This is a genomic window from Microcella alkaliphila (genome assembly GCF_004216855.1).
GTDB lineage: Bacteria > Actinomycetota > Actinomycetes > Actinomycetales > Microbacteriaceae > Microcella > Microcella alkaliphila.
In genome coordinates, this window is the sequence record NZ_SGXT01000015.1 from 251,505 (window position 1) to 265,120 (window position 13,616).

11 protein-coding genes are annotated in these 13,616 nt (G+C 69.2%); 7 read left to right on the forward strand and 4 right to left on the reverse strand.

Annotation, left to right across the window (positions count from 1 at the left end):
• Position 1 precedes the first annotated feature (1 nt).
• From EV140_RS08455 to treZ, 6 genes are read left to right on the forward strand one after another with little or no spacing between them, the layout of a single operon-like run.
• Entirely contained in the window at positions 2 to 358 is a 357-nt protein-coding gene (locus EV140_RS08455; RefSeq protein ID WP_198674395.1) for a lycopene cyclase domain-containing protein, read from the forward strand.
• A complete protein-coding gene (locus tag EV140_RS08460) occupies positions 355 to 699 on the forward strand; it encodes a lycopene cyclase domain-containing protein (RefSeq protein WP_130282910.1) in 345 nt (114 codons plus the stop codon). The genes EV140_RS08455 and EV140_RS08460 overlap by 4 nt, the downstream gene beginning before the upstream one ends.
• On the forward strand, positions 696 to 1,559 hold the full coding sequence (locus EV140_RS08465; RefSeq protein WP_130282912.1) for a prenyltransferase: 864 nt from the start codon (positions 696 to 698) through the stop codon (positions 1,557 to 1,559). The genes EV140_RS08460 and EV140_RS08465 overlap by 4 nt, the downstream gene beginning before the upstream one ends.
• A 53-nt stretch (positions 1,560 to 1,612) precedes the next feature.
• The gene (gene glgX, locus EV140_RS08470) at positions 1,613 to 3,826 is read left to right on the forward strand and encodes a glycogen debranching protein GlgX (RefSeq protein ID WP_130282914.1); all 2,214 of its coding nucleotides are present in this window, start codon (positions 1,613 to 1,615) and stop codon (positions 3,824 to 3,826) included.
• The gene (treY, locus tag EV140_RS08475) at positions 3,823 to 6,249 is read left to right on the forward strand and encodes a malto-oligosyltrehalose synthase (RefSeq protein ID WP_130282916.1); all 2,427 of its coding nucleotides are present in this window, start codon (positions 3,823 to 3,825) and stop codon (positions 6,247 to 6,249) included. Before glgX ends, treY begins: the two co-directional genes overlap by 4 nt.
• Before the next feature lie 29 nt (positions 6,250 to 6,278).
• Positions 6,279 to 8,147 carry a malto-oligosyltrehalose trehalohydrolase gene (gene treZ, locus EV140_RS08480; RefSeq protein ID WP_130283072.1) on the forward strand — a complete coding sequence of 623 codons (1,869 nt, stop codon included), beginning with the start codon at positions 6,279 to 6,281 and terminating at the stop codon, positions 8,145 to 8,147.
• A 15-nt stretch (positions 8,148 to 8,162) separates the two neighbouring features.
• Here the strand turns inward: treZ and EV140_RS08485 are convergent, their stop codons facing one another.
• The 4 genes from EV140_RS08485 to EV140_RS08500 are packed head-to-tail and all read right to left on the reverse strand — an operon-like array spanning position 8,163 to position 11,547.
• Positions 8,163 to 8,660 (reverse strand): DUF2510 domain-containing protein, encoded by a 498-nt coding sequence (locus EV140_RS08485; RefSeq protein WP_130282918.1) that lies wholly within the window; start codon positions 8,658 to 8,660, stop codon positions 8,163 to 8,165.
• A gap of 36 nt (positions 8,661 to 8,696) precedes the next feature.
• Positions 8,697 to 9,518, reverse strand: a complete 822-nt coding sequence (locus EV140_RS08490) for an isocitrate lyase/PEP mutase family protein (protein ID WP_130282920.1) — start codon at positions 9,516 to 9,518, stop codon at positions 8,697 to 8,699.
• A 43-nt stretch (positions 9,519 to 9,561) separates the two neighbouring features.
• Positions 9,562 to 10,071: a DUF2510 domain-containing protein gene (locus tag EV140_RS08495; protein ID WP_130282922.1), complete on the reverse strand. Its 510-nt coding sequence runs from the start codon at positions 10,069 to 10,071 to the stop codon at positions 9,562 to 9,564.
• Between the two features lie 51 nt (positions 10,072 to 10,122).
• Positions 10,123 to 11,547, reverse strand: a complete 1,425-nt coding sequence (locus EV140_RS08500; protein ID WP_198674396.1) for an MFS transporter — start codon at positions 11,545 to 11,547, stop codon at positions 10,123 to 10,125.
• Positions 11,548 to 11,749: 202 nt separating this feature from the next.
• Between EV140_RS08500 and dnaK the strand changes: the two genes are divergently transcribed.
• Complete coding sequence (gene dnaK / locus EV140_RS08505) at positions 11,750 to 13,612, forward strand: molecular chaperone DnaK (RefSeq protein ID WP_130282924.1); 1,863 nt, start codon at positions 11,750 to 11,752, stop codon at positions 13,610 to 13,612.
• Positions 13,613 to 13,616: the final 4 nt, after the last annotated feature.

Here is a 13,616-nt window from a genome sequence, read left to right on the forward strand (position 1 = left end):
CATGATTGGCTTCAGCTATCTGATCGCGCTCGCGATCTCGATCACGGGCATGGTGATGCTCGATCGACGGTTTGGGCTGTTCTTCTGGCGCGACTGGCGGAAAGCCGCCGTCGTCGTGCCGCTCGGCGTCGCGTTCTTTCTCGTGTGGGATGTCTTCGGCATCGCCCTCGGCATCTTTTTCCGCGGCTCGACGAACTTCATGACGGGTGTGCTGATCGGCCCCGAGCTGCCGATCGAGGAAGTCTTCTTCCTCATCCTGCTCTGCTACAACACGATGAACGCCTACCTCGCCGCCCTCGACTGGTTGGGTGGACGCTGGCGCCGCGCATCACGGAGGCCTGAGGCGGTGACCTCGTGACCTACACGCTGTTGAACATCGTTTTTCTCGCCGTCGTCGCCCTCGTGGGTGTCGCCGCGGTGCTGGCGCGGCGCTCACCGAACTGGCGCGCGGTGGGGCTTGCGAGCATCCTGCTCATTGCGCTCACGGCCATCTTCGACAACGTGATCATCGGAACCGGCATCGTCGACTACGACGACGCGCTCATCTCAGGGATCCGTATCGGCGTCGCCCCGATCGAAGACTTCGCCTACACGGTCGCCGCGCTCGTGCTCCTGCCGGCGGTGTGGCACCTGCTGCCGACCCGCACCCGCGAGGCTGGCGCTGAGGCCGGCGGCGCGCGGCAGAATAAGGACTCGTGAACACGCTCGCGCAGCTGACCCTCAGCTCGCGGCCGCTCAGCTGGATCAACACGGCCTTCCCCTTCGCGGCCGCCTACCTCCTGACCACGCGCGAGATCGACCTCGCGGTGATCATCGGCACCGTGTACTTCCTCATTCCGTACAACTTCGCCATGTACGGCATCAACGATGTGTTCGACTACGAGTCGGACCTGCGCAACCCCCGCAAGGGCGGGGTCGAGGGGGCGCTGCTCGATACCTCGCTGCACCGCACGACCCTGATTGCGGCGTTCGTCACCAACGTGCCGTTCCTCGTCTACTTCGTGAGCGTCGGCGATCCGCTCAGCTGGCTCGTGCTCGCCATCAGCGTCTTCGCCGTCATCGCCTACTCGATGAAGGGGCTGCGGTTCAAGGAGAAGCCCTTCCTCGACTCGGTGACCTCGAGCACCCACTTCGTGAGCCCCGCCGTCTACGGCCTGGTGCTCGCCGGCGCCGAATTCACGCCAGCCCTGTGGCTGATTCTGGGGGCGTTCTTCCTCTGGGGCATTGCGAGCCACGCCTTCGGGGCGGTACAGGATGTGATCGCCGACCGCGAGGGCGGGCTCGCGTCGATCGCCACCGTCATCGGCGCTCGCGCCACGACGAGGCTCGCCGTCGTCGCCTACCTGCTCGCCGGACTCCTGCTGCTCGGCACCGATTGGCCGGGACCGCTCGCGGCCATCGCGGCGCTGCCCTACGCCGTGTCGACGGCGCAGTGGTGGAACGTCACCGACGCGACGGCGGAAGACGCCAACCGCGGTTGGCGGCGCTTCCTGCTGTTGAACTTCCTCGCGGGTGCCGTCGTCACAATGCTGATGATCTACTGGGTGATCGGAGCGTGACCTGCGGGGCGACCCCCTAGCCTGGTGCCACCACCACCCGCGAGGAGCCCCGAATGCACACCTGGCCCGGCACCCCCTACCCGCTCGGCGCCACGTTCGACGGCAACGGAACGAACTTCGCCCTCTTCAGTGAGGCCGCCGAGCGCGTCGAACTCTGCCTGATCGACGAGGCCGACGACGGAACGCGCGTCGAGACGCGCGTCGAGCTGATCGAGGTCGACGCGTTCGTCTGGCACGCCTACCTGCCGAGCGTGCAGCCCGGCCAGTTGTACGGCTATCGCGTGCACGGCAGCTACGACCCCGAGTCGGGGCAGCGCTGCAACCCGAACAAGTTGCTGCTCGACCCGTACGCGAAAGCAGTGCACGGCGAGATCGACTGGGACGAATCGCTCTTCCCCTACCGCTTCGGCGACCCGGATGCGCGCAACGACGATGACTCGCTCCCGCACGCCATGCTCGGGGTCGTCATCAACCCCTTCTACGACTGGGCCGGAGATCGCCACCCGCGCATCCCCTATGCCGAGAGCGTCATCTACGAGGCGCACGTGAAGGGCCTCACGCAAACGCATCCCGACATCCCGGAAGAGATTCGCGGCACGTACGCGGCCATCGCGCATCCCGCCATCATCGACCACCTGAAGAAGCTGGGCGTCACGGCGATCGAACTCATGCCCGTGCACCAGTTCGTGCACGACAAGCACCTCGTCGACGCCGGCAAGCGCAACTACTGGGGCTACAACACGATCGGGTTCCTCGCCCCGCACAACGACTACTCGTCCGTGGGCGACCGCGGCCAGCAGGTGCAGGAATTCAAGTCGATGGTGAAGGCGCTGCACGCCGCCGGCATCGAGGTCATTCTCGACGTCGTCTACAACCACACGGCCGAGGGCAACCACCTCGGGCCGATGCTCAGCCTCAAGGGCATCGACAACGCGGCGTACTACCGCCTCGTCGAGGGCGATGAGCAGCACTACATGGACTACACGGGCACCGGCAACAGCCTGAACGTTCGCCACCCGCACTCGCTGCAGCTCATCATGGATTCGCTGCGGTACTGGGTGACCGAGATGCGCGTCGACGGCTTCCGCTTCGATCTCGCCGCCACCCTCGCCCGCGAGTTCTACGACGTCGACCGGCTGAGCGCCTTCTTCGACCTCGTGCAGCAGGACCCGGTCGTGTCGCAGGTGAAGCTCATCGCCGAGCCGTGGGACATCGGCCCCGGCGGCTACCAGGTCGGTAACTTCCCGCCGCAGTGGACGGAGTGGAACGGCAAGTACCGCGACACTGTGCGCGACTTCTGGCGCGGCGAGACGGGCACGCTCGGCGAGTTCGCGAGCCGCATCACCGGCTCGGCTGACCTGTACGAGCACTCGGGCCGCCGCCCCGTCGCGAGCATCAACTTCGTCACCGCGCACGACGGCTTCACCCTGCGCGACCTCGTCTCGTACAACGAGAAGCACAACGAGGCGAACGGCGAGAACAATCAGGACGGCGAGAGCCACAACCGCTCGTACAACCTGGGCGAGGAGGGGCCGAGCGCGAACCCCATCATCAACGCTCTGCGCGCGCGGCAGGTGCGCAACTTCCTCGCCACCCTGCTGCTCAGCCAGGGGGTGCCGATGATCGCCCACGGCGACGAGCTCGGCCGCACCCAACGCGGCAACAACAACGTGTACGCGCACGACTCGGCCCTGTCGTGGATCGACTGGGCGAAGGCGGATGCGGCGCTCATCGAATTCGTCGGCTCCCTGACACGGCTGCGCCGCGAGCATCCCACCTTCCGTCGCACCCGGTTCTTCGACGGCCGTCCCGTTCGTCGCGGCGCCGGTGAGCCCATGCCCGACGTCGCGTGGTTGCGCCCCGACGGCAGCGCCATGGACCCGGAGGACTGGGAGTCAGGCTTCGGCCGATCGATCGGCGTGTACCTGAACGGTCGCGGCATCAGCGGACGGGATGCGCGCGGCGAGCGCATCGTCGACCGCTCGTTCCTCGTCTACTTCTCGGCCCACACGGAGCAGGTCTCGGTCACCCTGCCGCCGAGCGACTACGGCACCCGCTGGGAGCGCCTCATCGACACGAGCGGAATCGATGGCGAGCCGCTGCTCGGCGCCGGCGACACCATGCCGCTCGACGGCATCAGTCTCGTCGTCCTGCGCGAGTGGATCGAGCCCGAGATCGTGGTCGACGACGCGGTCGCCGCGTCGCTGTCGACCGTGCCGATCGACGCCATCTCGACCCCGTCGGCGAGCTCTGCGAGCACATCGTGACCGCGGAGACCCGACGCGGACCCCGCCTTCCCGTCTCCACCTACCGGCTGCAGGTGACGGCCGACTTCGACCTCGACGCGGTCGCGGCGCTCGCCGACTACGTGCGCTCGCTCGGCGCCGACTGGCTGTATCTGTCGCCGCTGCTGCAGGCGACGCGGGGGTCGAGCCACGGCTACGACGTGGTTGACCACGGATCGGTTGACGGTGAGCGCGGGGGAGCGGCCGGCTTCGAGCGCGCGGTGCGCGCCGCCCGTGCCGAGCAGCTCGGCGTGCTCGTCGACATCGTGCCGAACCACGTCGGTGTCGCCGACCCGGCGCAGAACCGCATGTGGTGGATCCTGCTTCGCGATGGAGCCGATGGCGAGGCGGCCGCCTGGTTCGACGTCGACTGGGCGTTCGGCGCCGGCCGCGTGCGCCTTCCCGTGCTCGGCGACGAGCTGCCGCAGGTGATTGCCGACGGGCACGTGACGCTGCTGCCCGACGGGGTCCCGAGCGACGAGGGGGGCGATGCGCCCGCGCAGCCGGAGCCGGGCCCGGCGGTGCGCGTGTACGAGACGGTGTATCCGCTGCGCGAGGGCAGCATCCCGCCAACCGACAGTGACCCGACGGCGCCGTCCGTAATCCAGGCGGTGCTCGACGCGCAGCACTACGAGCTCATGCACTGGCGCCGCGCCGACGCCGAGCTCAACTACCGGCGGTTCTTCGCCGTCAACACGCTCGCGGCGATCCGCGTCGAAAACGACGCCGTGTTCGACGAGAGCCACCGCGAGATCGTGCGCTGGGTGCGGGAGGGCCTGGCCGACGGCATCCGGGTCGACCACCCCGACGGACTGCTCGACCCGGGCGGCTACCTCGACCGCCTCGCCGAGGTCACCGACCACGCGCCGGTGTGGGTCGAGAAGATCCTCGAGGGCGACGAGCAGCTTCCCGTCGCCTGGCAGGCCGCCGGCACGACCGGCTACGACGCGCTCGCGTCGATCGACCGCGTGCTGGTCGACCCAGCCGGCCGGGCAGCGCTGGGCGCGCTCGACGCGACCCTGCGCGGCGACGACACCCCGCTCGACTGGCACGCGCTGATTCGTCGCACGAAGCGGAAGGTCGCCGACACGATCCTGCGCAGCGAGGTGCTGCGGCTGGACCGTGAGCTTCCGGCGGCAGCGTCGGGTGAGCATCCGATTGACGACGCGGCGGATGCGCTCGCCGAACTGCTCGCGTGCTTCCCCGTCTACCGCTCGTACCTGCCGGTCGGCGCCGAGCACCTCGCCGAGGCGGTCGCTGCCGCACGGGCCTCGCGCCCCGACCTCGATGCGGCCATCACGGCGCTTGAGCCGCTGCTCGCCGACCCCCAGCAACCGGTCGCGCGACGGTTCCAGCAGACGAGCGGCATGGTCATGGCGAAGGGCGTCGAAGACACCGCCTTCTACCGGGTCAGCCGGCTCGCCTCGCTCACCGAGGTGGGCGCCGACCCGGCCGAGTTCTCGGTCGACGTCGACGAGTTCCACCGCCGACAAGCTATGCGGCAGGCCGCCTACCCGGCCTCGCTCACGACGCTCAGCACGCACGATACGAAGCGCGGCGAAGACACCCGCGCGCGCATCCACGTGCTGGCCGAGGTGCCCGACGCCTGGGAAACCCTGCTCGCGGCGCTCCGCGAGGGCGCTCCCCTCGGCGACGGTCCCTTCGAGAACCTCCTGTGGGAGAGCCTCGTCGGCGCGTGGCCCGTGGAGGCCGACCGCGCGCACGCCTACGCCGAGAAGGCAGCCCGCGAGGCCGGCACCTCGACGACCTGGACGGAGCCCAACGCCGACTTCGAAGACCGGATGCACGCAGCCATCGACACAGTTCTCGACGGCGGCGAGCTCACCGACCTCGTCGACGACTTCGTGGCCGCGATCGCCTCCGCCGGGTGGTCGAACGGGCTCGCCGCGAAGCTGCTGCAGCTCACCGGCCCCGGCGTGCCGGACATCTACCAGGGTAGCGAGCTGTGGGAGACGAGCCTCGTCGACCCCGACAACCGCCGCCCCGTCGACTACGACGAGCGTCGCGCCCTGCTCGCCCGGCTCGACGAGGGCTGGCTGCCCGACGTCGATGAGGCGGGCGCCGCGAAGCTGCTCGTCACGAGCAGAGCATTGCGCGCCCGCCGCGACCGCGCCGAACTCTTCACCCGCTACGCGCCCCTGCCCGTCATCGGCGAGGCGGCCCGGCACGCGGTCGCCCTCGACCGCGGCGGGGCCGTCGCGATCGCGACGCGGCTCCCCGTCGGCCTGGATGCGCGGGGCGGCTTCGGCGACACCGTGATCGTCCTGCCCCATCGCCCCGTCATCGACGTGTTCACCCGCCGCCACTACGACGGCGGCGAGCTGCGCCTCGACGACGTGCTGCGCCCCTATCCGGTCGCGCTGCTGCTGGAGGCGGAGCGGTGAGCGCGGCCGTGACGTCCGCACGGCACGGGGTGCTCGACGGGGCCGGCGCGCGCGATCGTGCGGTTCGCGTGTGGGCGCCCCGTGCATCCGTTGTTCGCCTGCATCGGGAGCGTGACGGCCTTATCGAACGCCTCGCCATGGATGCCCAGCCCGGTGGCTGGTTCGCCCTCGAGCAGGCGCTGCGCGTCGGCGACCGCTACGGGTTCCTGCTCGACGACGATGAGCATCCGCTGCCGGACCCGGCGTCGCGGCGGCAGCCGGACGGCGTCCACGGGCTGAGCGCCGTCGACGACCCGGCATCCCACGAGTGGCGCGACCAGCATTGGACGGGCCGGCAGCTGGCCGGCAGCGTCATCTACGAGCTGCACCTCGGCACCTTCACCCCCGACGGCACGCTCGACGCCGCGATCGGCCGGCTTGACCACCTCGTCGAGCTCGGCATCGACCTCGTCGAGCTGCTGCCCGTGAACGGGTTCAACGGTACGCACAACTGGGGCTACGACGGGGTGTTGTGGCACACGGTGCACGAGGGGTACGGGGGCCCCGCCGCCTACCGCCGCTTCGTCGATGCCTGCCACGCCCGCGGGCTCGGCGTCGTGCAGGACGTTGTGTACAACCACCTCGGGCCGAGCGGCAACTACCTGCCGCGCTTCGGCCCGTACCTCCGCGACGGCTCGGCGAACACGTGGGGCGACTCGGTCGCGGTCGACACCCCCGAGGTGCGCCGGTTCATCCTCGACAACCTCGCCATGTGGTTCGACGACTTCCACGTCGACGGCCTGCGGCTCGACGCCGTGCACGCGCTCGTGGACGACCCGGACGACCACATTCTCGAGGCGATGGCCGTCGAGACGGATGCGCGCAGCGCGCGCCTTCGCCGCCCGCTGTCGCTGATCGCTGAGAGCGACATGAACGACCCGCGGCTGATCCTGCCGCGCGAGGCCGGTGGCTACGGACTGACCGCGCAGTGGAGCGACGACCACCACCACGCCATGCACGTCGCGGTGTCGGGCGAGACGGCCGGCTACTACGCCGACTTCGCCGACCCGGGTGCGCTCGTGAAGACCTCGACGCGGGGCTTTTTCCACGACGGCACCTTCTCGAGCTTCCGCGAGCGCGACCACGGCGCGCCGATCCCGCCCGAGGTGCCGTTCTGGCGACTCGTCACCTGCGCGCAGAATCACGACCAGATCGGTAACCGCGCCGCGGGCGACCGGCTCTCCCAGACGCTGACCGACGACCAGCTCGCGGTGCTCGCCGTGCTGAACCTCACGAGCGCCTCGACGCCGATGCTGTTCATGGGAGAGGAATGGGGCGCGCAGACCCCCTGGCAGTTCTTCACCTCGCACCCCGAGCCTGAGCTCGGAAAGGCCACCGCCGAGGGTCGGCTCGCCGAGTTCGTGAAGATGGGCTGGGACGAATCGGTTGTGCCGAACCCGCAAGACCCCGGCACGTTCACCCGTTCTCGCCTCGACTGGGCAGAGATCGACCCCGACCACGAGGGCACCGCGCGGCATCGCCGCCTGCTCACCCTGCACCGCGACCTCATCGCGCTGCGGAAGGCCGTGCCCGAGCTGACCGACCCCCGCTTCGTGCACGCGGCGAGCGCGTCGGGGCCGGCGACCGCGGCCGCCGACTACCCTCTTGCATGGTTCCGCCTCGATCGCGGAGCCGCGCTGACCGCCGGCGCGGGCGGCCTCGTCAGCGTCTGCGTCGCATTCGCCGAGCCGGCGACGATTGCCCTGCCGGTCGACCCCGGCGACGAGTCGCCGCGCCTGCTGTTCTCGACAACGTCGGATGCCCGACTCGCGCCGCCAGCGGAGGAAGCCCTCGCAACGGACACCCCCGCGACGATCACCCTCGGACCGTGGAGCGCCGCGGTCGTGCGCCTGCGCTGACTGAGCCTGCCGCGGCTACACCCCGCCGCCGATGCCGATCGCGACGAGCAGCAGGGTCGGCGCGAGGCCGAGCAGCAGCGCGGCGACGAGGGCGACGGTGGCGATGCCGCGCCCGCCGAGCTGCGGGGCACGCTTCAGCGCCCGCAGCGCGAACACGACCGTGGCGATGGCGGCCGCCGTGGCGATCGCCAGTGCGACGAGGATCACGCTGATCTGCTCGACGCCGGGCCCCGTGAGGAACCCGCCGGCGACGACCTGCTGCAGGGCGAAGCCGCCGAGGGTCGCGACGAGCCCCCAGCGGGCGATGCGCGCATCCCGGTTGGGGCCGGGGCGCAGCGACCGGGTGACGGCCGGGCTGAACGCTGAGAACGGGTCGGGCTCTTTCTTCGCGGGCCCGATCAGCTGCTCGCCGTCGTACCACCGCTCGTAGCCGGGCCGCTCGGGGTCGGGCTGCCAGCCCGGAGCGTTCGGGTCATCCAGCTCGTCGAGCTCATCGCGTTCGTCGTGCGCCACGCCGCCATTCTGCCGCCCGGCGCTGAGCGCATGCCGCTACAGCTCGTAGCGGTACGACAGCTCGGCCGGGTAGTCGCCGTGCGCCGTCAGCTGCGCCGCCGCCTCCGCGAGGTGGTGCAACGTCAGCCCGAGGATCTGCGGCCCGAACGAGATGCGCCCCACGCCCAGCTCGGCGAGGCGGCTGATCGGCAGGTATCCGGGATGCGCGAACACCGCGATCGGCGCGCGCACCTTTTCGACGGCGTCGGCCACCATCTGCTCGTCCCGAAGCCCCAGCATGAAAATGCTGGTGGCACCGGCGTCGACGTACGCGTTGGCTCGGTCGATCGCCTCGCCCCAGTTGTCGGGGCTGCCGGCGAGGGTGTCGGTGCGCGCGTTGATCGCGAGCGGAACGCCCGCGGCGTCGGCTGCGGCCCGCGCCGCGGCGACCCGAGACGCCGCCTCCTCGAGCGGCCGGCGGTCGCTCGTCGCTCCGGCTATCGAGTCTTCGATGTTCATGCCGGCCGCGCCCGCCTCGATGAGGCGCGCGACGTTCTCGCCGACGCCCCGAGCATCCGGTGCGTAGCCGCGCTCGAAGTCGACGCTGACGGGCAGGTCACTCGACGCGGTGATGCGCCGAGCGGCGTCGAGAGCCATGTCGACGCTCATGCCCTCGCCGTCTTCGACCCCGTAGGCGTAGGCGACCGAGTGGCTGGCCGTCGCGAGCGCACGCACGCCGGGGGTGCGCGCGACGATGCGTGCCGTCATGGCGTCCCACACGTTGACCACCACGAGCGGGTCGCCGGCAACGTGCAGCGCTGCGAGCGCGGCGGCTTTTTCGGCGGTGGTGGGCGGCGTCAGGTCAGCGGCATCACTCATGCCCTCACCCTGTCACGGCGGGCGGGCCGGCGACAGGTCCGATTCAGTACAGCTGGAACCCCATGAGCGCGTACGCGAGCAGAAACGACAGCGGCGTCGCCCCCAAAACGACCGCGACGGTGAGTGCGGCGACGGCCGATGCGCGTCCGCCCAGACGGTCGGCGCGCTTCATGCCGCGGTAGCCGTAGAAGGCGGTAATAACGGCGGCGAGGGAGGCCGCCACGATCGAGGCCACGATGACGGGAGGCTCGACGAATCCGAGTCCGACGACTTCGGCGGTGGTGATCCACGCCTGCACAAAGAAGGTCGCGAGCGTCCCGACGAGCCCGTAGCGGGCGATGCGAGCATCCCGGTTGGGGCCCGGCCAGAAGGCCCGCTTCCAGTTGGGGTCGAACGCGGCGCCCGGCCGAGGCGACTTGTGCACCCAGCGGGTGTACCGCTCGCCGTCCCACCAGCGCTCCCACCCGTCACGCTCGGGGTCGGGTTGCCAGCCGGGGCGGCTCGGGTCGTCCTCGTGGTCGTCGTCGATGTCGGCGGGGGAGTGCAGCGTCACTCCACCATTGTGCGACCGCCTCCCCGCGGGGGCGGCCCCCATTCTCGGCTGCTATTCAGCAGCGACGCGCGCGGGCGGCCGGACGAAGATGAGGAGGATGCCCCCGATCAGGAGGATCAGCGAGATGCCGAGGATGCCGTACAGCGTCTGGCTGGCGGCGATGGCGATGAACACACCCCAGAGCAGCGACGCCATCCAGCCAGCGGCGCGGCCGGTCGTGGCGTACAGGCCGAACACCTCACCCTCTTTGCCCGCCGGCGTGACGCGGGCGAGGAAGGAGCGGGAGGCGGCCTGCGCCGGCCCCACGAACATCGCGAGCACGATGCCGGCGCCCCAGAAGAGGCCGGCGCCGAGCTCGGCGAAGAAGAACACGGTGAGCGTGCAGAGCACGAGGCCGAAGACCGAGACGAGGATGACGCGCTTCGGCCCGAAGCGGTCATCGAGACGGCCGGCGAGAATCGTCGAGACGCCGGCGACGATGTTCAGCGCGATGCCGAAGATGACGAGGTCGGTGAATCCGAAGCCGAAGACGATCGCCGCGATCACCGAGCCGAACACGAACACGGCCGAGAGCCCGTCGCGGTACACGGCGCTGGCGAGCAGGAACCAGAACGTGGGCCGCGTCTCGCGGTAGAGACGCGCAATGCTGCGGACGAGTTCGACGTAGCTGCGGAAGAAGCCCACTTTTTCTTCGGCGGCGAGCTTCGGTGGTTCGGGCACGCTGAGGAAGATCGGGATGGAGAACAGGATCGTCCAGATCGTTGCGCCGGCGGCAATCAGCTGGAAGGTGGTGGCGGCGTCGCCGTCGAGGATGCCGCCGAGGATCAGCCCGACGACGATCGCGAGCGCCACGATGCCGCCGAGGTAGCCGAAGCCCCAGCCAAGGCCCGACACCTTGCCGACCGTCGTGGGAGTCGAGACCGAGATCAGCAGGGCGTTGTAGTTGACGTTCGCGATTTCGGCGAACACGCTGCCGATGGCGATGAGGGCAACCCCGAGGAAGAACCACTCCGTGCCGGGAGGCAGCAGCGCCATGCCCAACTGCGCGACGACGAGGAGGGCGGTGAAGACGAACAGCGACATCTTCTGTCGCCCTGCGCGGTCTGCCCTTTGCCCGAGCACCGGCGCGAGCAGGAGGATCGCGAAGCCGGCGATCGTGATGCCGAAGCCCAGCAGGCTCGCGAGCTGGCCGAGGGCTGCCTCTTCCCCCGGGGTGCCGATGGCCTCGGGGTCGATGAAGAAGGTGCTGGTCAGGTAGCTGGGCACCCACACGAACGTGATGAGCACGGTGTTGAAGGGTTGCGTCGCCCAGTCCCAGAACGCCCAGGCGAACACCCGCTTGCGCGGAACCTGCACGTCTTTCTGCAGGTCGAGCCCCATGACGCTGACAGCGCCGGTGCGCGCGGTCACGGGAATGGTCTTGTCGGTGGGGTGGGAGATCGGCCCGACGCCGTTGTCGGAGGGGTGCTCGCTCATGCGTTCACGCTAACCCCGCGCGGTGAACGGCCGGTAGCGCGACGCGAACTTCCTGAGAGTTGAGTCTGCGTGACGCAAGTTTGCGCCGCTCGACTTGACAGCGAGCATCCCGAATCTCAAACTTGATATCGCATGACTCAACCTTTGTGGAGTCGCGCCCACGATCTTCCGATCACCCCGTTCAACCAGAAGGAGCACCACCATGGCTCGTGCCGTCGGCATCGACCTCGGAACCACCAACTCCGTCGTCTCCGTCCTCGAAGGTGGCGAACCCACCGTCATCGCCAACGCGGAAGGCTTCCGCACGACCCCGTCGGTCGTGGCCTTCACCAAGGATGGCGAGGTGCTCGTCGGTGAGACCGCGAAGCGCCAGGCCGTCACCAACGTCGACCGCACCATCGCGAGCGTCAAGCGCCACATGGGCACCGACTGGAAGAAAGAGATCGACGACAAGAAGTACACGCCGCAGGAACTGTCGGCGCGCATCCTTGCGAAGCTGAAGCGCGATGCCGAGCAGTACCTCGGCGAGCCCGTCTCCGACGCCGTCATCACGGTTCCCGCCTACTTCAACGACGCCGAGCGCCAGGCGACCAAGGAGGCCGGCGAGGTCGCGGGTCTGAACGTTCTGCGCATCATCAACGAGCCCACGGCCGCCGCCCTCGCGTACGGCCTTGACAAGGGCAAGGAGGACGAGCTCATTCTCGTCTTCGACCTCGGCGGCGGAACCTTCGACGTGTCGTTGCTCGAAGTGGGCAAGGACGACGACTTTTCGACCATCCAGGTTCGCGCCACCGCCGGTGACAACCGCCTCGGTGGTGACGACTGGGACGAGCGCGTCGTCGACTACCTCGCCAAGCGCTTCAAAGAGTCCACCGGTGTCGACGTCTCGAGCGACAAGATTGCCAAGCAGCGCCTGAAGGAGGCTGCGGAGCAGGCGAAGAAGGAGCTGTCGAGCTCGACGTCGACGAGCATCCAGCTGCCCTACCTCTCGCTCACCGAGAACGGCCCCGCAAACCTCGACGAGACGCTCAGCCGCGCCAAGTTCGAAGAGCTGACGAGCGACCTGCTCGAGCGCACCAAGAAGCCCTTCGAGGACGTCATCAAGGAGGCGGGTGTCAAGGTCAGCGACATCGCGCACGTCGTGCTCGTCGGTGGCTCGACTCGCATGCCCGCCGTCACCGAGCTCGTCAAGAAGCTCACGGGTGGCAAGGAGCCCAACAAGGGCGTTAACCCCGACGAGGTTGTCGCCGTCGGCGCTGCCCTGCAGGCCGGTGTGCTGAAGGGTGAGCGCAAGGACGTGCTGCTCATCGACGTCACCCCGCTGAGCCTCGGTATCGAGACCAAGGGTGGCATCATGACGAAGCTCATCGAGCGCAACACGGCGATTCCGACGAAGCGTTCGGAGACCTTCACGACCGCCGACGACAACCAGCCGTCGGTCGCGATTCAGGTGTTCCAGGGCGAGCGTGAGTTCACCCGCGACAACAAGAACCTCGGCACCTTCGAGCTGACGGGCATCGCGCCGGCGCCGCGCGGAATCCCGCAGATCGAGGTCACCTTCGACATCGACGCGAACGGCATCGTGCACGTGAGCGCGAAGGACAAGGGCACCGGCAAGGAGCAGTCGATGACCATCACCGGCGGCTCGTCGCTGCCGAAGGAGGACATCGAGCGCATGGTCCGCGAGGCGGAAGAGCACGCGGAAGAAGACAAGAAGCGCCGCGAGGCCGCCGAGGTGCGCAACAACTCCGAACAGCTCGCGTACTCGATCGACAAGCTCATCAAGGAGAACGAGGACAAGCTGCCCGACGACGTGAAGACCGAGGTTCAGGCCGACGTCGACGCGCTGAAGGCCGCCCTCGCCGGTGACGACGACGAGGCGGTCAAGACCGCGTTCGACACGCTGAACGAGTCGCAGACGAAGCTCGGTGAGGCGATCTACGCCGCGTCGCAGGCGGATGCCGCCGGTGACGCGGCCCCCGAGGGCGCCGAGCCGCAGGCGGAGGACGACGACGTCGTCGACGCGGAAATCGTCGACGACGAGGACGACAAGGACAAGAAGTAGTCCG